11 protein-coding genes and 2 pseudogenes are annotated in these 18,953 nt (G+C 58.4%); 9 read left to right on the forward strand and 4 right to left on the reverse strand.

The genetic code is table 11. The annotated features are described in order from the left end of the window. Nucleotides 1–540 precede the first annotated feature (540 nt). Nucleotides 541–1,032 (forward strand): transposase, encoded by a 492-nt coding sequence (locus tag IVB24_RS08810; RefSeq protein WP_247772661.1) that lies wholly within the window; start codon nucleotides 541–543, stop codon nucleotides 1,030–1,032. A 35-nt stretch (nucleotides 1,033–1,067) separates the two neighbouring features. On the opposite strand, the gene IVB24_RS08815 is transcribed toward IVB24_RS08810, so the two are convergent. Together IVB24_RS08815 and IVB24_RS08820 are read right to left on the reverse strand one after the other, a co-directional pair. After that, nucleotides 1,068–1,412: a hypothetical protein gene (locus IVB24_RS08815; RefSeq protein WP_346771359.1), complete on the reverse strand. Its 345-nt coding sequence runs from the start codon at nucleotides 1,410–1,412 to the stop codon at nucleotides 1,068–1,070. A 150-nt stretch (nucleotides 1,413–1,562) separates the two neighbouring features. Beyond that, nucleotides 1,563–2,957, reverse strand: a complete 1,395-nt coding sequence (locus IVB24_RS08820; RefSeq protein WP_247772662.1) for an FAD-binding oxidoreductase — start codon at nucleotides 2,955–2,957, stop codon at nucleotides 1,563–1,565. Between the two features lie 1,501 nt (nucleotides 2,958–4,458). Between IVB24_RS08820 and IVB24_RS08825 the strand changes: the two genes are divergently transcribed. From IVB24_RS08825 to tesB, 5 genes and pseudogenes are all read left to right on the forward strand, one after another. Then, nucleotides 4,459–6,336 carry an ABC transporter ATP-binding protein gene (locus IVB24_RS08825; RefSeq protein WP_247772663.1) on the forward strand — a complete coding sequence of 626 codons (1,878 nt, stop codon included), beginning with the start codon at nucleotides 4,459–4,461 and terminating at the stop codon, nucleotides 6,334–6,336. Nucleotides 6,337–7,627: 1,291 nt separating this feature from the next. Then, nucleotides 7,628–7,753 (forward strand): annotated as a pseudogene (locus IVB24_RS08830) (acetyl-CoA C-acyltransferase); the annotation flags it as partial. Nucleotides 7,754–8,154: 401 nt separating this feature from the next. Beyond that, nucleotides 8,155–9,015, forward strand: coding sequence for a MaoC/PaaZ C-terminal domain-containing protein (locus IVB24_RS08835; RefSeq protein WP_247772664.1), 861 nt, complete (start codon nucleotides 8,155–8,157; stop codon nucleotides 9,013–9,015). Between the two features lie 1,170 nt (nucleotides 9,016–10,185). Beyond that, nucleotides 10,186–11,034 carry an acyl-CoA thioesterase II gene (locus IVB24_RS08840; protein ID WP_247772665.1) on the forward strand — a complete coding sequence of 283 codons (849 nt, stop codon included), beginning with the start codon at nucleotides 10,186–10,188 and terminating at the stop codon, nucleotides 11,032–11,034. A gap of 479 nt (nucleotides 11,035–11,513) precedes the next feature. Continuing rightward, entirely contained in the window at nucleotides 11,514–12,386 is an 873-nt protein-coding gene (gene tesB / locus IVB24_RS08845) for an acyl-CoA thioesterase II (RefSeq protein ID WP_247774061.1), read from the forward strand. Nucleotides 12,387–12,646: 260 nt separating this feature from the next. On the opposite strand, the pseudogene IVB24_RS08850 reads toward tesB, so the two are convergent. Further along, nucleotides 12,647–12,763 (reverse strand): annotated as a pseudogene (locus tag IVB24_RS08850) (transposase); the annotation flags it as partial. A 500-nt stretch (nucleotides 12,764–13,263) separates the two neighbouring features. On the opposite strand from IVB24_RS08850, the gene IVB24_RS08855 reads away from it, so the two are divergent. After that, a complete protein-coding gene (locus IVB24_RS08855) occupies nucleotides 13,264–14,322 on the forward strand; it encodes a phosphotransferase family protein (protein ID WP_247772666.1) in 1,059 nt (352 codons plus the stop codon). A 320-nt stretch (nucleotides 14,323–14,642) separates the two neighbouring features. Here the strand turns inward: IVB24_RS08855 and IVB24_RS08860 are convergent, their stop codons facing one another. Then, nucleotides 14,643–15,080 (reverse strand): hypothetical protein, encoded by a 438-nt coding sequence (locus IVB24_RS08860; protein ID WP_247772667.1) that lies wholly within the window; start codon nucleotides 15,078–15,080, stop codon nucleotides 14,643–14,645. Between the two features lie 428 nt (nucleotides 15,081–15,508). On the opposite strand from IVB24_RS08860, the gene IVB24_RS08865 reads away from it, so the two are divergent. Together IVB24_RS08865 and pimC are read left to right on the forward strand one after the other, a co-directional pair. Continuing rightward, entirely contained in the window at nucleotides 15,509–16,642 is a 1,134-nt protein-coding gene (locus tag IVB24_RS08865) for a mandelate racemase/muconate lactonizing enzyme family protein (protein WP_247772668.1), read from the forward strand. A 1,099-nt stretch (nucleotides 16,643–17,741) separates the two neighbouring features. Next, entirely contained in the window at nucleotides 17,742–18,926 is a 1,185-nt protein-coding gene (gene pimC, locus IVB24_RS08870) for a pimeloyl-CoA dehydrogenase large subunit (protein ID WP_247772669.1), read from the forward strand. Nucleotides 18,927–18,953: the final 27 nt, after the last annotated feature.

An 18,953-nucleotide genomic window follows, 5' to 3' on the forward strand; every position in this document is an offset into this window, starting at 1 on the left:
GCCATTATTCGACATCTGCATGAAAACGGCCAAGTCTCGTCGATTGTTGGTCGCCAAATATCCATGTGCCCCTTTAAGCTGATGAAAGCAGAGCGTCCCGCAATGGACGTCTCGAATTTCCATCGATCGCAATTGTTGGCGCGCCCCTAGTGGAGCCGCCGGGAAAGCAAGCTCGAAGCAATATTTCGGAGTGGCACAGCGGACCGAGCCGCTGATCAACGCCCTCAGTGGGCGAGGGCCGGCCTGGCTAATCCGCGCGTACATGCTGAACTTGGCTCGGGATCGTCCTTCTTGTTCGCTCACCAGACCTCGTTCAGAGTTTGCCGGACATTCATTCAGCATCCGTTGGCGTGAGTCCGGTAGCGAACCCCGGAACATTGGTCGCGCAGTCTTGGGCCGCCGCCCCGAACTAGGGCGCCTTGTTGCGCCATCGAGCGACAGGGCTGCTGGTGCGCGGGAGAGCTATGACGGCTTACGCTATCCGAGCTCATTCTGCTTTATGCGGGTTCTTGGTTGGCAGGGCCAAGGAGGGAGCGGGCGGTGGCCGTGCTGGATGACGACGGGCTGCCGCTGCCATGCAATGCCCGTATGACACTGGATGTTCTTGTGAACGAACTGAAGGAATTGGACCAGCAAGTGGATGCCATGGAGCGAGAGCTGGCTCAGATCCATAAAGCAAATCCGGTGGCGAATTCGCTTTCCTCCATTCCCAGAATTTGTGCGATAGCGGCCACGGCTCTCGTTGCGACCGCGCCCGATCCGACCATCTTCAGCGCTGGGCGAGAATTCGCGGCCTGGCACGGCCCGACGCCTAAGCAGAGTTCTACCGGTGGGAAGGATCGGTTCGCGGATAGCGAAATAGGGCGAATACTATCTCAGACACTTCCTTGTCATCCAAGCGGCGTAGCGTCGTCTGGTAAACAAACGCACGCTCCCGAGCCGGAGGCGGATCGAAGCTGTACTTTAACGGCGTCGGCCCATGGACGTCGTCGGCCAGTGCTCGCGCCGCAAGACGGTGGTTCGACGCTCTAAGAGGGCCTTCTTTGGAATTCACCGTCTCATTCTCGTCAAGAGGTTGGAAGGGCAAGCCGCTCGATGGGTTGAATGTGGCGCACGAGACGGTTACGAGCCTGACCGACGTTGCGCGACCGCAGTGCTTGCAGGATCAGGCGATGATTAGGCCGTGCTCGCCAGCCGCTACTGCACGCCATCGCGACCAACAACTGAGAATCTGCAAGCTGTAGCCCGTGGCGAGCAGGCCCGACATCGCGGAAGGTGCCACGATGGCGCAAAGGCAAGGTTAGCCTCTCAAATTCCTGAACTGTTTGCGCCTTGTCTCCTTCAATCAGGGCGAGCTCTATCCGCGCCAAATGGTGAGAGACGCCCGCGACCAGTTCGAGCGCGTCGCGCATCCCGGCGATCTCCTTATGGGTATCGAACGGAGCAACCCGTCCACCGCGAGGAGGCAGGGCAATGACAAGGTGTTGGGCCTCCACTTGCCGAAATGCCTCACGCACGTTCGACCGTTCCGACCGAGATGCCCGCGCCGTCCTCGCGTCCTCTCACATCGTGAAAATTCGTCCCGGGTTCAGGATATTGTTCGGATCGAGCGCTCGTTTGAGCGTACGCATCGTTTCAATTTCCTCCCGTGTCCTACTCATCTTCAGATACGGCCGCTTAACTATGCCGATGCCGTGTTCCGCTGAGATTGATCCGCCGAATTCGCTGGTGATCTGATAAGCAAGCCTCTCCAACTCCTGCCGCCTGTCGGGCGTGTGCTCGTGATGTAGCTCGACATGCAGGTTACCATCGCCGGCGTGACCGAAGACGATCGTGAATGCGCCGGGGTCGATCTCCTTAATACGCGCGACAATTGTCTTCACATATTGATCCATCCGGTTGATGGCGATACTGACGTCGAGGGCGATACGTGCAGCATAAGGAAACGTCCGGGCAAGTTGCAAGCTGCAATCGCGGATACGCCATATCGCTGCTGCAGAGGCATTCGACGTCGAGAGCGTCGCGTCAAGGATCATGTTCGCGCGCATTGCCGTATCGAGCAGCTTTTCGAGATCGGCGTGGACACGATCGGCATCGTCGCCAGAGGCCTCGATCAAGACATAAAAGGGATAATCGACCGGCAGCGGCCGAACCATGCCGTTCACGCGCTCGAGCGCGAGGCGGTAGTACTCGTTCCACATCACCTCAAATGCTGTCAATTCTCCGCCCAGATGTTTTCGCGCCATTCCTAACACCGAGATGACTCGTGTAAAAGAGGGCAGGGCGCAAAGCGCCACTTGCCGCTCCCTAGGGGCGGGAAAGATGCGCAAGGCGGCTCGCGTCACCACGCCGAGAACTCCCTCGCTGCCTATGAAAAGCTGCTTAAGGTCGATGCCAGTATTGTTCTTGATGTATTTGCGTAAGCCCTGTAGCACCGTGCCATCGGCGGTAACGACTTCGAGGCCGAGGATCAAGTCGCGCGTCATGCCGTACCGAATCACGCGATTGCCGCCGGCATTTGTCGAGATGTTGCCGCCGATAGTACAGCTACCGCGCGCGCCGAGATCGAGCGGGAACATGTATCCTTCCTGCCCGACCCGGTCCTCTATCGTTTGCAGCGGCGTGCCGGCCTGCGCCACGGCTACGCCTGACGAGATGTCCACCTCCTCGACCGCATTCATCAGTTCCATCGACAGCACAATTTCATGTGGATTCGGCAGAGCGCCGCGCACCAACCCGGTCATGCCGCCCTGCGTCGTCACTGGCACTTTTTCGCGGTGACAGAACCGAAGCAAGGATGAGACATCTTCCGTCGTCCTTGGACGGACGACCGCTCGCGGCTGGGTGACCGGTTTACCGGCCAAATCGTGGTAATAACGCGAGGCAATGTCCGTGCCAGTCAGCACCGAACCCTTGCGGAGCGCCTTGCACAGTCGGGCAATGAAGCTGTCGGTCATGTCCCTCACTCAAGTCAATCATGATGGCATGGCCCCCTGTTAGAATGCTGCAGCGTTCTCATTGGCCTACGGGGCGAGGTTCTCAGCAGCCATTTTGCTGTTTCGAGAACCACAAAGTCGTTCGCGCATTCATGCACCGGTGTAGCAATCTTCATCGCCGCCCCGGGAAGAACCCAACTGCTCTCGGGCTGCGGTGTTTCCCAGCAGCAATCGACGTGCCACTCATGGAATCTTATGCGCCTTCCTTGGCAGAAGAAACCACGCGTACCTCCCAACGCAGCCGCGCTTGATGCGCTGTACTTGCATCGGCCAGAGTGAATTTCAACGTTGGTTGCGTCTGCCGCTGGGGTAGGTCAGCCGTGCTCCACAGTACTCGCAAGGCATTCTTTCGGGCGCAAACGACCGCCGATCCTGTCCGGTTTCTGACGACGGTATGTCGGCCGTCGCGCTCAAAACAGCCAGCCAGCGTCTGCCGGCGTACGGTTTTCCAATCCCAAACAACAACTTAACACGTTTCGAACGTGCTGGCACGGGCGTTGCTAAGTAAAGGCAGCTACAGAGGCGCCACAAGACCGATGCTTTGTTTTTTCGGTGTTCGAGCCGTGAGGACATTCGTGCTGCAGCCGACATGCCACAAAGAAGTTCGGCCGCACTGTTGTATGATGCTGGAGCGAGAGACGGGAAATTGGCCAATTCGAGAAAATCGGTTGCCGCCGGAAAGCCGTCGCGTGCACAGCACGTTCTATCTGAAAGGAAGCGCGCGAAAGCGGCGTAACAGCGTCAGGCCATTCCAGCGCGTCATTTTATGTGAGCTGACGCCTAGCAGGGATGTCGCACTTGTTCCGTCAATGGACGTGTGTGCAAGTCGGGAATATGCACGCTGTGAAAGGTTATGATGCGAACTGAAGTGCGTTTTTGTCGTGACGACACAACGGTTACGCTTGCTTCAAGCGGTACTGCCAATTCAGCGGATCTCGAGCCTGCGGTGAAGATCCCGCCTCGACCCTGGAGGTGGACCGCAGGATCTATTGGCGTGCTCGTCGGCGGCGACTGTGGCCGGAAATCCTTCGGTGACTACGGTCCATCAATCTACCGCAACGTCACCGACATCCGTGTGGTCTTGCAAGACGGCCAGCTCGGCTACAAACGAGGCCGCCACCATGGCGGCGTCATTCGACGAAGCGCATTGACATGGATGCGCTCACGGGCTTTCCATTTGGCAGATTGCACCCAATACATCCGTAGGCTGCGCCTCGCCACGCCAACGGGCGAGGCTTTTCGTGGCCATGTCTTGTTCAACGATCGCGCACCTACGCCCGCTGTTCTTGGTGGGTTTTCGTCCGTGCCGTTGACCGCCGGCGTTGATCCGGACCAACGTCCCGCTCGCCCAAAGCGCACCCACGACCTACTGTTTTCCGATGACTCGTCTGTCGTTCCTTGCGCCACCGCGCGTCAATTTAGATGGAGTCGGCCCGCTCTGTGAGTACGGCCGGATTGCGCCATGATTGTTTCCGACAACAAACGACCCGCCGCGATCCGCGAGGTGATCCCTTTCGTGTTCCAGCAGTGGCTTAAGCAGCCTGTCCGCCTCACGATCGTCTTCGTCGGCTTCTTAGGTGCATCGATCGCCGACCTGTTCATGCCAGTCTATTCGGGCCATCTGGTCGATGCATTAACGTCAGGCCCTTCCGATTTGGCCGCACGGCATGCGGCGCTTGTTGCGTTCGGCGGCATCGTCGGGCTGGGTCTCGTCTCGCTCATCCTGCGGTTTGCTGGCCTGCAGGCGATTGTGCCATTCACGCTCAAAACGATCTCCGATGTGGTGCGCGAAGCCTTTATGCGGGTGCAGCGCTTCTCGACCGATTGGCACGCCAATTCCTTCGCCGGCTCGACCGTGCGCAAGATTACGCGGGGCATGTGGGCGCTCGACCTGCTCAATAGCATCATTCTGATGGCATTGTCGCCGTCGCTCGCCGTGCTCGTGGGATCGATGATCCTGCTCGGCCTGCACTGGCCCGCGCTAGGCGGCGTGATCGCAGTCGGCACCGTAATCTATGTCGCGATCACGATCGCAATGACGATCGGCTACATCGCTCCAACTGCACGAATAGCCAATGCCTGGGATACCAAGGTCGGTGGCACGCTGGCGGACGCGCTCACCTGCAACGCCGTGGTGAAATCATTTGGAGCGGAGGCGCGCGAGGATGCGCGGATCAATGGTGTCATGAACCGGTGGCAGGCACGGGTATCGCGCACGTGGCTACGTGGCAACGCCACCAATGTGTCGCAGCACGTGATGCTCTTGTGCTTTCGTGGTTCGGTAATTGGCGGCGCTATCCTGCTGTGGTTATCGGGGCACGCCTCCCCGGGCGACGTCACCTATGTGCTGACGAGCTATTACCTCATTCACGCCTACTTGCGTGAGCTGGGTATGCACATCAACAATCTGCAGCGTTCGGTGAACGACATGGTCGAACTTGTTACGATCAGTGGCGAGCCGATCGGCATCATCGATGCACCTTGTGCCAAACCGATCGATGTCCAGGGCGGAAGGATCACATTCGAGGATGTGACCTTTCACTATGGGGGAGACCGCGCGCCGCTCTACCACGGCTTGTCGATCGACATCCGTGCCGGCGAACGCGTTGGGCTGGTCGGCCGTTCCGGCTCGGGCAAGACCACGTTTGTCAAATTGGTGCAGCGGCTCTATGACCTCTCCGGCGGTAGGATCCTGATCGACGGTCAAGATATTGCTAAAGCGACACAGCAATCGCTGCGCAGCCAGATCGCGATCGTACAGCAGGAGCCGGTCCTGTTCCACCGCTCCCTCGCTGAGAACATCGCCTACGGCCGCCCCGGCGCCAACATGGCGGCGATCGAGCAGGCAGCGCGGCTCGCCAATGCGCATGACTTCATCCTGCGGCTGCCGAAGGGTTATGGCACGCTGGTCGGCGAGCGCGGCGTTAAGCTGTCGGGCGGTGAGCGGCAGCGGATCACGCTGGCGCGGGCGTTCCTCGCGGACGCGCCGGTCTTGGTTCTGGACGAGGCGACGTCGAGCCTCGATTCGGAATCAGAGGGACTGATCCAGCAGGCGATGGAGCGGTTGATGAAGGGACGCACTTCGATCGTGATCGCGCACCGGCTGTCGGCGGTGCGCAACCTCGATCGCATTCTGGTGTTCGATCGCGGTGAGATCGTCGAGCAGGGCACCCACGGCTCGCTGACTCGGGCCGGCGGGATCTATCGATGGTTGTTCGAACGGCAAGCCAGCGGTAGGGTTTCGGCGACAAGCGAGCTGGTCACTCCGGACCCCTGCGAAGCATCGAAACCCGACAATCGGACGCCTTCTGGTCACGCCTATATGGTGCGTCAAACTTGAGTACGATTATCAGGGGTTGGCAGCCGTGTGCCCCGGGGAAGTATCCGGATGGGTGTTCCGAACGACGTTGTTCGTGCTTCCACGCAAACGCTTGCGACAGGGGTCGCTCGCCCAACATGAACATTCGTCTCAGCGAGACGGATCATCATCCTCTCGGACAAACGGGAACGATCCTGGCCGCGTCACCGAGCCGTGCAGAAGCTGCAGGCTATTGCCATCCGCCCTCTGCTCCGCGCGACCTGTTCGGAGAGCCTGTTCAGGCGAGCTGCTCGTGGAGTTGCACCACCTGATCCGGCTCGATCATCATGAGAAAGTACGGAGCGAGGGGACTTTGTCCGATAGCTTCATCCCGTTCCGCGCCTCCGTCTGGGTCCATGTGCTTTGGTCGCCTGCCAAACATGTTTGTCCGCTCAGTTACTGGAGAGGGCGCGCAGAGTGGGTGCAACTTCCCGTGGACTGCGTCTGCAATTATCCGCGTTGGTCATTCGCCTCCGCTTGCCGCATCTACGCTACGCTCGGTTTGCCTCGTCCGGGTGCCCACATTTCGGGGCCGCGATGAGGTTGTCCGAGTCGTCAATCAAGATCCATCAGCTGCATGCACATCCTAACAGCTTGAGGGAGAATCACTCCAATTTAGACCACCACTGGGAAAGAACGCCTTCAGATTTCAGAAGCATGAGTGTGCTCGGCGGGCGGTGCGATTCGCGCCCGGTGCCCCAGGTAGGAAACGTCAGTATACTTCGCGTACGAAGGCCAAGGCTGCGAATTTTGAATGTCGGCAGCTGGACTCAAATTGGGCCAGCACGGATTGGAAAAGTGCGCCGGGAGAGCGGCAGAATATTGAAAAGGCCAAATCCATTTCGCTGAGCCTTTAAGCTGCGTCCTGGCGGCGCCGAGCGCTCGGTCCTTGTCCAATTTCTGACAGGCACAAGCCCCTGTCAGGTTCAGAACACTGGGGGGACTTGGATGTTGTCGGGGTTTCGAATGCGTGATCAGACGCTTAGATAGCGGTGAGACGCTGGCATGGCCGTTGCTATTGAGATGCAGCAACACTCGGTCGGGGCGCCAATCTCGCACGGAAGACCTGGATGCTGTTCCCTTCAACCTGTGTGTCGCCTGTCCTGAACAAATAAGCTCACGCACAAACCGCGCAGCTTTGGCAACAGCTTCGGAGTGCAACATGGTGCTGCGCATGGAATCGCTGGCTCATTCCATTAAAGCGGAGAGTCGGCTAAGAGGCCAGCCCGTGGCGAATTTCCGGCCGGGAAAGTGTATAGCGTGGAACGGCAACGCCCGCTTGGTGGCGCTGAAAGTGGGACTAGATGAAGCCATGCCTGAGGTGCAGATCAGCCTGTTCTGCGCCTTCGGCCTCGATGCGGTGGATCCCGCCGAAGCCCAGATGATGAGCGGCCAGCATCGGCGCCAACTCTTCGCGCAACTATCTCGATACCTATGCCGTGGAGCGCCAGCGAGCAGCCAAGCCTCGAATTGGGTCCGGTTCAACTTCCGCCGTGAGAGGCGTCGCCATCACCGCATACAAAAAGCGCTGTCAGCCAGCGCCGATCTTGCGACGCCCGAGCGCATGAGCCGCACTTATGCGCGCGTGTTGAGAAGGGAAGAGGTCGCGATAACAAGACGCTGTTCGAGCAGAGCCGCCGCTTTTGGCTGGCGTTGCGACATAAACCTCACGCCAACCTTGGGCCATGGCCATCAACGGCCGGCTCGCATGTACACAAAAGTTGATCGAACGTGGACCTCCACTGCCGCTCTGTAAGGTGGCCTGACGACAAAGGGTAAAGACAACGAGGGAGCGGCCCGATGCCGATCGACTATCCCGCCATACTCGATCTCAAGACCGAAGCCGCTCCCTATTCGTGGAGCGATCGCGACGTGATGCTTTATGCGCTAGGCATAGGCATGGGCTCCGATCCTCTGAGCTTAAAGGAGCTGCAGTTTGTCAACGAGGCATTTGCAATATCGAAGCCGCTGAAGGTGGTGCCCACCTTTGCGTCGGTCTGCGTCTGGGGGGCGCGACCCGGAGTCATCGACATCGACCGCGTCATGGTCGTTGATGGCGAACGCGACATCACATTTCACAAGCCGATGCCTGTCGCGGCCAGCGTTACGGCGGATGCACGCGTGCGCGGCGTCTACGACAAGGGCGAGGAGAAAGGCGCGATCATCCAGAACGAAGTCGTCGTCAAAGATGGTGAGGGTGACAAGATCGTCACGATCGCTTCTTCGACCTTTGCCAGGGGCGACGGTGGCTTCGGTGGACCATCAGAGGGAATGCCCGAGCCGCACCAAGTACCTCGCCGAGCGCCAGACAGATCAGTCGATATCCCGATCCGGCCCGACCAAGCACTGCTCTATCGTCTATCGGGTGATCGAAATCCCTTGCACAGCGACCCGGAATTCGCGCGTAAGGCCGGTTTTCCCAAGCCCATTCTCCACGGTATGTGCACCTATGGACTGACCTGCAGAGCCGTGTTGCAGACGTATGCTGACTACGATCCCTCTGCCTTCCATCGTCATCGCGTCCGCTTTTCTGCCCCGGTGTTTCCGGGTGAGATCATTACGGTGAATCTCTGGAAGGACGGCGATTCGATTTCGTTCGAAGCTCATGTTCGGGAGCGCCAAGTTATCGTCGCCAGAAATGGGCAGACGCTGCTGGGCTGAGCTGTCTAGGTGAAGATGCCAACGGAATTGGCAAGGCGCCCGTGCGGCCTTAGACGCCCGGGAATCGACGCCTGCCGGTATGGCGAGGCGGCGCTTGGTGCGCCAGCGTTGCTTTGCCCCAATCACGATCCCGCAAAGGCCAAGGCGCAAAATCTGAAAAGAGCCTTTCCCTCTGCTGCTGCCTGGTGATCCGCCTGAACGATCCGGCCGCGCTTGGTGGTCCGCCAGGCCGCGGAAAGTGAGATGTGAGCGGCTATCTAATACTCATATTTTACGGCGCGCGTGCTGCGAGTGTACTGCAGTACTGCTTCAGAGCGGGCTAACGGTGTGAGCGTCGTAAGGAGAAGAGCCGCGCCGGCCATCGAGGATGGAGCTTCCGCCGAGCGCATTGTCGCAACACTGACCTTGCTGGCCGCGCTGCGCAGCCGTTGCCAGATGCAAGCCGGGCGGGTGGCGCCAGCTAGCGCGCACCTTTGGCGCGGAGGATGAGTAGACCATAGCGCTCGTCAGCTGGGCAACAGCTCGCCCAGCGGAGAAGCCGGATGGAAGGCGATCGATTGCAACGATCGACCTGGAAGCTCCTTTCCCGGATTGCCTTGGAGATACAGGGAGCAGAAGGCGCTTGCGAGATTAGAGGCCGCTGTAGGCTTATTCTGCGTATGACAGCGCCGACGCGTTTCTTCGTTCCAATTGCGAAAGTTCACTGGCCGTCGATCTAATACGAAGCCTCACCTGTGAGATAATTTCGAAGGACCATCATCGCCAAACGTTCGGCACGAGAGGCGACGGGTGTCCTTCGCGTCGTTGTCATGCTTAGCCGCGTCCGGTTTCATATCTATGTTCGGAGCGCGACGCTAGGGTGTAAGTATTTCGTCGGCGCGGCACAAAGTAGATGGATTTGCATCTCCTCTGGCATGCACAGCGTTTTATGGCACGCCGATTGCTGCAGCGAGCTAAAGCACCGTTGCGAAACGCCGACAGCCCGAGAGTTCATGAGAAGGTCTCGATATATCCAAGTCAACCACAGACAGCAGCACAGTCGCGTGCCGTCCCGCAAATTTGCGTTTGCATCGTGCGGTTCGAAAGAACGCCCCAAAATCGCGAAAGGTTTAGGTTCACGGCTGTGTGCCATGCCCGGGGAGGACGTCAAAGAAAACCGAAAGCACATCAATGTCCGAAAGCCTGATCGACCTGCTCGCTATCTTCGACGTGGAACCGATCGAAACGAACCTTTTTCGTGGCAAGAGTCCGAACACCAACGCGCAACGGGTGTTTGGCGGCCAGATGATCGCGCAGGCGATGATCGGGGCATGCCGTACGGTCGAGGGTCGGCTACCGAACTCGCTGCACGGCTATTTCATCCGGCCCGGCGACCCCCAGGTGCCGATCATTTACCAGGTCGAACGGCTGCGTGAGGGCAAGAGCTATTCGACGCGCCGCGTCACCGCAATCCAGCATGGCAACGCAATCTTCTCGATGGTGGTGTCGTTCCATGCCGGGGAGGAGAGCGCCTTTCACCACCAGGACAAGATGCCCCGAGCGCCGCCGCCGGAAAAGCTCATGGCGGGGAAACTGCCTAAGCAGCCGATGTATTGCGAAACGACGGAGTTCATCCGCCGCGATTACGCGATAGAGTTGCGCCCGGTCGAGATCGGCCGTTATGTCGGCCAGAAAATTGACGACGGTCGCGTTCATATCTGGATCAAGGCCGCTGCGAGGTTGCGCGACGATCCAGAGCTGCATATGTGCGCGCTGGCCTATGCCTCCGATTACTCGCTGCTCGATGCGGTAACGGCGCGCTACGAGCGCCCACTGTTCGACAAGCGGATGATGATTGCAAGTCTCGACCACGCAATGTGGTTCCACCGCCCGTTTCGGGCCGACGAGTGGCTACTTTACGCCAAAGAGTCGCCGAGCGCGCAAGACGGACGCGGTCTCGTACGCGGCTTAATCTTCAAGCCTGACGGCACTCTGGTCGCGTCTGTCGCCCAGGAAGGCTCGGTTCGCGAGCGACGCTGAGCCTTCAGTCAGTATAGACGTGATGATAACTTCGAAGATCCCAGCGCCGTCGATCCTCTGGCACGAGATGCGTTCATGTCTCTTTCATGTGCGTTGTCGTGTTCGGGCCGTGTCCGGTTGAAGTCTATGTTGGCAGTCCGACAGTAAGCGCAAGTGTTGTTGCCGACGCGGGATGAGCACATCGATTTCGCATCTCTTCAAGTACACCGTCGTGGCACGGTGATTGCTGGGGGGCATCATTGGAAATGGTCGACGCGGGAGTCCCGGTCGCAGGAGTTCAACTAGGACTTCTCGATCTGTCCAAATCAATGTCAATAGACTCAGCATAGTCGCAGTTGGGGGTCCTTGGTTGCGAAAAGATGGGCGAAAAACAAGAATCCCCCGGGGTGGCGCGAAAGAATGCCAGCTCTCGAGAGCTCGGCTTCGTCACTGGGCCGCCATGCCGGGGAATGATGCCGAAGAAGAACGAAAGCGCGTCAATGTCAAAAACCTCGATCGATCTATCCGCCATCTTCGACCTTGAACCGATCGAGGTGAACCTGTTTCGCGGCAAACACTCGAAAACTCGCTCGCAACGGGTGTTCGGCGGCCAGGTGATAGGGCAAGCGATGGTCGCGGCATGTCGCACCGTCGAAGACAGGCTGCCGCATTCGCTGCATTGCTATTTCATTCAGGCCGGTGACCCGCAGGTTCCGATCATCTACCAGGTCCAACGGCTGCGCGATGGTAAGAGCTATTCGACACGGAGCGTCACCGCGATCCAGGAGGGTAAGGCAATCTCTTCCATCATGGTGTCCTTTCATGCAGGCGAGCAAGGCGCCTTCGATCACCAAAACATCATGCCCGATGTTCCGCCGCCAGAAGGGCTCACCGTCGAGGAACTATCCAAGCGGCCAATGTTTCCTGACATGCCGGAATTCATCCGGCGCTATTATGACTTCGATCGACCGATTGAATTGCGTCCGGTCGAGATTGGCCGTTATGTCGGTCAGAAGATCGACGACGGCCGCTTTCATATTTGGATCAAAGCCGCAGCAAAGCTGCGCGATGATCCTGCGCTGCATATGTGCGCGCTGGCCTATGCCTCAGATTTGTCGCTGCTCGATGCGGTAATGGTGCGCTATGGCCGCACTCTGTTCGACGGGCACATGATCTCGGCGAGCCTCGATCACGCAATATGGTTTCACCGCCCGTTTCGGGCCGACGAGTGGCTACTTTACGCCAAAGAGTCGCCGAGCGCGCAAGGCGGACGCGGCCTTGCGCGCGGCTTGATCTTCAAGCGTGACGGCACGCTGGTAGCATCCGTTTCTCAGGAGGGCTCGGTGCGCGAACGGCGTTCGGTTTCCAAGTGAGCAAAAACGTTCGGCGATCGGCAGTCATGCGCCTCACCCACGCCAGCAGGATCGCGATCAGGCCCATCGGCATCTGCGGCTGCGTGGATCTTCGTGATGTGCCCTCCGCGCGCGCGGCCAATAACCTGCTTGCGATCCCACTTTTTCCGCTCGCTGTCGAGCGGTGCGCTTTGACGTGCGTGACGTCGACCATTTGCGTGTCCGTAGCGCGCGCCGGGCCGGCAAGCTCTCGGAACAGGTTTTCTCAGATCCCACGTCAGCCAGCGCACAACGCGATTGTAGATTCTAGCCGCAGGACCATATTCGGGCGGGCAATCGCACCAGCGGCAGCGACTTCTCAAAAGATGAACGATGCCACTGACGACGCGGAGATCATCTGCAGGGTGGACCCCAGGGACATCCGTCGGAAAATGAGAGACGTTCCGTTCCCCCTCCGACTGTTCGTCACTCACGCAAGGTCGCAGGCCGCTTCAACGCGAGTCAACATCTTATTGTCAGCGCAGAGAAAAGAGGTCTGACCCTAGTCAGTTTCAGCTCCGGCCGTTCGCATCGCCAAAAACATCGACTTTGCCTTCTATCCAGCGGCTTGAGATCCGCACAAGAGGTTCGACGACGAGAGAGTACTGCTGAATTGTCATCTAAAGACGAACCAGCCGGTGAATCATCGACCAAGCGACGCAGACCTTGCGCCTGCGCGTCCACGAGGAGCGGAATCGGCCGCGACTAAACCACGACGCGTACCACGCGTCTGATGGATCGCCCGATGAAATGCAGTGCCGCCTCATTGTCAGACTTGAACTTCGGAAGTATGCAACTGCTCAGGTGATTAATGAGAAGCGGCCACGCGGACGCTTCAAGAAGTTCGAGGAGCGTCACCTTGGCCGATGGCGTCAGGAAGGACGAGGAGTTTTCGGGCACGAGACCCGTCGAAGAGCGACATCGCATCGACGAGATCCGTCTCGATCGTTGGATGCGCAAGCATGTCGAGGGCTACTCCGGCCCCTTGACCGTCTTACAGTTTAAGGGAGGCCAATCCAATCCCACCTACAAACTCGACAGCCCCGGCCGCTCCTACGTGATGCGCAGAAAGCCTTTCGGAAAATTGCTGCCGTCGGCGCATGCGGTGGATCGCGAGTTCCGTGTCATCTCGGCGCTCGCCGATCAGGGCTTCCCGGTCGCGCATGCATTTGCGCTCTGCACTGACGATGCCGTCATTGGCACGACCTTCTACATCATGTCGATGGAGGACGGACGGGTCTATTGGGATCCGACCTTGCCGAGCGAACCGTCCGAGATGCGATCGAAGATCTTCCGCAGCAAGATCGAGACTCTCGCGAAGCTGCACATGTTTGATCCCGATAGGATCGGCCTCGCGGACTTCGGAAAGGCTGGCAATTATTTCGCGCGCCAAGTCGATCGCTGGACCAAGCAGTACCGCTCCTCGGAGACGCAACATATTCCGGAGATTCAAAAGCTGATCGAGTGGCTGCCGATCACGGTCCCCGAGCAGAAGCGTATCTCCATTGTGCATGGCGACTATCGGCTCGACAACATTATCTTCCATGCAAGGCAGCCGCGCGTGATCGCGGTGCTCGACTGGGAATTGTCGACGCTCGGCGATCCCATGTCCGATTTTACCTATCTGTTGATGCAATGGATTAGGCCGGGGCTTGCGACCGCCGACCTGAAGGCGCTCAATATTCCTAGCATGGACGAGGCCGCGCAAATCTATTGCGACTACACGGGCAGCGAGCTGCCGGATTTGAACTGGTATTTTTCGTATAATCTCTTTCGCTTAGTCGGCATGACCCAAGGCATCGCAGCCCGGATCCGAGATGGCACAGCCGCCAATGCCAAGGCGATCGAAGCTGCCAAGCGCACCGTGCCGCTCGCGAAAGCGTCATGGAAATATGCGCAGAAGGCGGGCGCGAGGTAACGGAAATCGTTGAAACGAGCTCGATGTTAGGAAAGTTCTAAGTGACCAGTTCTTGCCATCAAGGTCAATAAAGTCGGCCAACGGGCGTTGTTGGTCCGTTGAACCTCGGCTGAAGCTCGTGCGCTGCGGTTCGCGTCGAAATAGCAATAGCCCTTCTATCAAATGTACTCCTTATCAGAATAGGTAGGGTCTCGATCCTTGTTGACGGTGTACAGCAATACGATGACAGCATACGCTATGTCGCAGGTCACAGCTGGACGGAGTACAGACATGAATATCCTAGTTGATCCGCTGCACGTCCCATTGCTGCAAGTATATGATCATTCCGCCGCCGCAAGGAGAAAGACAGGATCCGATTTCCATAAGTCTGTCGCGATCGCGCTGACTAGATCAACAAAGTCGCCCACGTCTCCAACTTTAAAGCTTGATCGCTCCCCAACAAAATCACGAGATAGATTTTGGATGATGATAGCCGAGGGTATGAGCTTTCTCGCGCCAACTCTACAGATCATCTTGCAGAGGTGTTTAGCGCTGATCTGCTCCAGAAGGCACATCTTCACGACTTTATATAGCACCAAGCGCGAAAGATGACCTTTACAGTAGCCTTCCATGGGGATGGTTTGGCTGTGAACAGCATCTTCAAAGGTAAACCCCAAAATGATGGCTGGAGTAGCATTGGACCGCTCTTTTCCCATGGCTTCGTATTTTGCGTTGTAGGATCGATGGCAGCTGGACCGGTCCTTGCGCAATACGGACATGCGCATCAATGAAGGCGATGTCGGCTGAGGCTCTCAAAGCGTCCGGTACTAACTACCGCGGCGATGATTGTGTCCACGAGCACCGCGCGGCTCAACGGGGATCCCAACTCAGGCATCTAAGGACTTGCGGGTGTCCGGTGATGCACAGCGAGAGGCAGTGCTTCGCTGCTCCCTGCCGCTGCCTGGACGACGGCCATTGGCCCACCATGGTGAATGCCGGCGCTCTTCATGCATGAACGGCGGTATTTTTGTCCGGTTTCTGACGGTTTAAAAGATCTGGCCTTCAATACATCGATCATCGTTTCGTATGTGCGAACATTGTCAAAGCAAAAGCTTAATGCGTTTGAACGCCGCAGCACGGCCGGTACCTATTTAGAAGCGACTGCTCTGAGGAAGGAGCGCAGCAGGACTGGAACAAGGCAAAGCCGATGAAGATTACGAGCGTTCGCACTCATACGCTTCAAGCCGCGCTGTCGGAGCCTCTTGCCTCCGCGCGTGGCTGGTACGATACGCGTACAGCGATGCTGGTCGAAATCGAGACCGACCAGGGTCTTGTCGGCTGGGGCGAATGCTACGGACCGGCGGGGATGACGGCCGCCGTGGTCGAGAGCGTCGCGCCATGGCTAGTTGGCGAGGATCCGCTGCGCACAGAATATCTCTGGCAAATGATCTATGCGCGCCTGCGCGATCACGGCCAGAAGGGTGTCGTGATAGAGGGGTTGAGCGGTATCGATATCGCGCTCTGGGACGTCAAGGGCAAGTATTTTAGCGTTCCCGTGCATCAGCTGCTCGGCGGCGCGCAGCGGAGTCATATCGTCGCCTACGCGACTGGCCTCCACCGACGCAAAGCTGAAGACCCGACCCGGTATCTAGCCGAGGAGGCAGCGCGCTACGTCGCGGAGGGATTCTCGGCGGTGAAGCTCAAGGTCGGCTTCGGTGTGGAGGAGGATGCGGCCGCGACACGCGTCGTGCGCGAGGCGGTAGGGCCGACTGTGTCGCTGATGGTGGATGCGAACCACGCCTTTGACAGCGTCGCAGCGATCCGTTTGGGGCGCATGATCGAGAAACACGATATCGGCTGGTTTGAGGAGCCAGTACCGCCGGAGGATCTTGCCGGCTACCGCGCGGTAAAGGGGGCAATTTCGATCCCGATCGCAGGCGGAGAATGTGAGTTCACCCGCTTCGGGTTCCGCAACCTGTTCGTCTCGCGCGCGCTCGATATAGCGCAGCCCGACATTTGCGCTGCCGGCGGTTTGACCGAATGCAAGAAGATCGCCGATATGGCAGAAGCGTTCGGCGTCCGTTACAATCCGCATGTTTGGGGCACCGGGATTGCAATTGCCGCGTCGCTGCATTTGCTCGCCGTTCTGCCGCCGCACACGCGGTCCTCGCCCATATCCGTGGCGCCGTTGCTGGAGTTCGACCGAACCGAAAACCCGCTCCGGCAGGCGATTTTCACCGAGCCCATCGAGCACACTCGCGGCATCGTCGCTGTGCCTAACGGGTCGGGATTGGGCATCGAGATCGATCGGAAGGCGCTGGCCCGATTTGCTAGGCGGTGATGCATCAGCCGCTGCGCGCGACCCCAGCATTGCTGATTGGCTCGAGTCTCGCGATCCCTGCCACACATCTGATGTTTCGGGCAGACCGCGAGCGATGCTTCCGCCGTCCTTGCTCACGTTCAGGTCGTGCCCGGTGTTGGATCAGCATTGATAAGCAAGCGGATCGAAGACCGTTCGGCTGGATGATGATGTCGGTGGTCTGCTTAGGACAAACTGTTGCGGCAGACTGCTCGTCGAACCGGATGACAGGTCGCCTATGGCAGCGTCAAGGACTGCGCGCGTCGGAAGCCGTTCTGGACTGTCCTCGCAGGGCCGTCGTGCCGAAAACGCCTCAACTGCGCGACCGCCAGCATTTCGACAAACCTGAGGCTTCTGCATCCGTCCGTTCTTATGACCACAGGGCTCGAACGGCAGGCGAACGTTAGTCCACATCGATCCGCATCGAGCTGAGAGATAATGAAGGCTAGAAAATTTGAATCCGTTAGCCGTGCGGCAATCGAAATAACGGTCCGCTCTCGATGGTTGTCCGATCTCTGACAGCGTACCATTTCTGTTCGGTTCAAAACGGAGGTCGTTATTTGCGAAGTACGAGCCATTCTCAAAACGAATCAGAGGTTTAAAGCGCTCGAACGCGGCTGGCACGAGCGTTGCTACAGAGAGGTGGCGACCCTGAGAAGTGGCGGTTGAATGCATTTTGGAGCGCAGGATGAGCAATGCTTCGCTCCCGTAAACCAGGGGGGCGGCATTCCTGACGGAGATAGAATGCGGGAATAGCTGCGCAAGCGCTAACGCTTGCTTGATGGGGGCAAGACGCCCTTGGTGGGACAAATCGCGTTTTGCGACAAATTGGACAGCGGGAAGTTGAGCGTGGACATGGAACGCTTTCACCCAACAGGTTCGCAGAGGCCAGGAAGGAGAAGTTCTTGGTATCGCCACGCAAGGGCGCTAGGAACGGGCGGATGCTTTGCCCTTCGTCAGCCCCGCCGATCCTCTTCGCGTTCAGTTCTAACTCACGTCGAGGCCTCTTCCGATTGGTAAGTATGGAGAGCGTTTCGCCATCGTAGCGCGTCCCGAATCAATTCGGTTGCAGGAGAATCCGATGGATCTTGTATTCACCAAGGAAGAACAAGCCTTCCGGCAGGAAGTGCGGCAGTTTCTACGCGACAATGTATCGCCGCAGATGCGGCACAAGATGATCCAAGATCGCCATGTGTCGAAGGAGGAAATGGTTACGTGGTGGCGCATCCTCAACAAGAAGGGGTGGAACGTAAGTTCCTGGCCGAAGGAATACGGTGGCACGGGCTGGAGCTCGGTCCAGCACTATATTTTCAGGGAGGAGCTGCAGATGTATCCCGCGCCGACGCCGCTCGCCTTTGGCGTCGGCATGGTCGGCCCGGTCATCTACACCTTCGGTAATGAGGCGCAGAAAAAGTATTACCTGCCGCGCATCGCAAACGTGGATGATTGGTGGTGCCAGGGCTTTTCGGAACCCGGCGCTGGCTCGGACCTCGCCTCGCTCACGACCAAGGCCGAACGCAGGGGCGACAAGTGGATTATCAATGGCCAGAAGACCTGGACCACGCTCGCGCAGCATGCCGACATGATCTTCTGCCTATGCCGCACCGATCCCCGCGCCAAAAAGCAGATGGGCATCTCCTTCATCGTGTTCTGCTTGAATTCCAAGGGCGTGACGGTGCGTCCGATTCAGACCATCGATGGTGGGCATGAGGTCAACGAGGTCTTCTTGGACGACGTCGAGGTGCCCTACGAAAACCTAATCGGCGAGGAGAACAAGGGCTGGGACTACGCAAAGTTCCTGCTCGGCAACGAGCGCACTGGCATTGCACGGGTCGGCGTCTCCAAGGAGCGCATCCGGCGCATCAAGGAGGTGGCTTCTGACGTCAAAAGTGGCGGCCGGCCTATGATCGAGGATCCCGCGTTCCGGGAGAAGCTGGCTATCTCCGAGATCGAGTTGAAGGCACTGGAGCTCACGCAACTACGCATTGTCGCCGACGAAGGCAAGCACGGCAAGGGTAAGCCAAATCCAGCGTCTTCCATGCTTAAGATTAAGGGCACACAAAGCCAGCAGACTGCGACTGAACTCTTGATGGAGATGATCGGGCCATTCGCTGCGCCCTACAACGAACATCACGAGTCTTCGGAAGCGATGGACTGGACCGCGCAGATCGCGCCGAGCTACTTCAACAATCGCAAAGTCTCGATCTACGGCGGCTCCGACGAAATTCAGCGTAACATCATTGCCAAGGCGGTGCTGGGACTCTAACTCTTCTTCCATCCCCCCAAATGGGGA

Origin of the sequence: Bradyrhizobium sp. 192 (assembly GCF_023100965.1) — a bacterium.
GTDB lineage: Bacteria > Pseudomonadota > Alphaproteobacteria > Rhizobiales > Xanthobacteraceae > Bradyrhizobium > Bradyrhizobium symbiodeficiens.

Coding starts and splice junctions, on each gene's coding strand:
- IVB24_RS08815 (WP_346771359.1), bottom strand. CDS start 1,412: ATGCGCGACGCGCTCGAACTGGTCGCGGGCGTCTCTCACCATTTGGCG.
- IVB24_RS08835 (WP_247772664.1), top strand. CDS start 8,155: ATGCCGATCGACTATCCCGCCATACTCGATCTCAAGACCGAAGCCGCT.
- IVB24_RS08840 (WP_247772665.1), top strand. CDS start 10,186: ATGTCCGAAAGCCTGATCGACCTGCTCGCTATCTTCGACGTGGAACCG.
- IVB24_RS08860 (WP_247772667.1), bottom strand. CDS start 15,080: ATGTCCGTATTGCGCAAGGACCGGTCCAGCTGCCATCGATCCTACAAC.
- pimC (WP_247772669.1), top strand. CDS start 17,742: ATGGATCTTGTATTCACCAAGGAAGAACAAGCCTTCCGGCAGGAAGTG.
- tesB (WP_247774061.1), top strand. CDS start 11,514: ATGTCAAAAACCTCGATCGATCTATCCGCCATCTTCGACCTTGAACCG.
- IVB24_RS08820 (WP_247772662.1), bottom strand. CDS start 2,957: ATGACCGACAGCTTCATTGCCCGACTGTGCAAGGCGCTCCGCAAGGGT.
- IVB24_RS08825 (WP_247772663.1), top strand. CDS start 4,459: ATGATTGTTTCCGACAACAAACGACCCGCCGCGATCCGCGAGGTGATC.
- IVB24_RS08865 (WP_247772668.1), top strand. CDS start 15,509: ATGAAGATTACGAGCGTTCGCACTCATACGCTTCAAGCCGCGCTGTCG.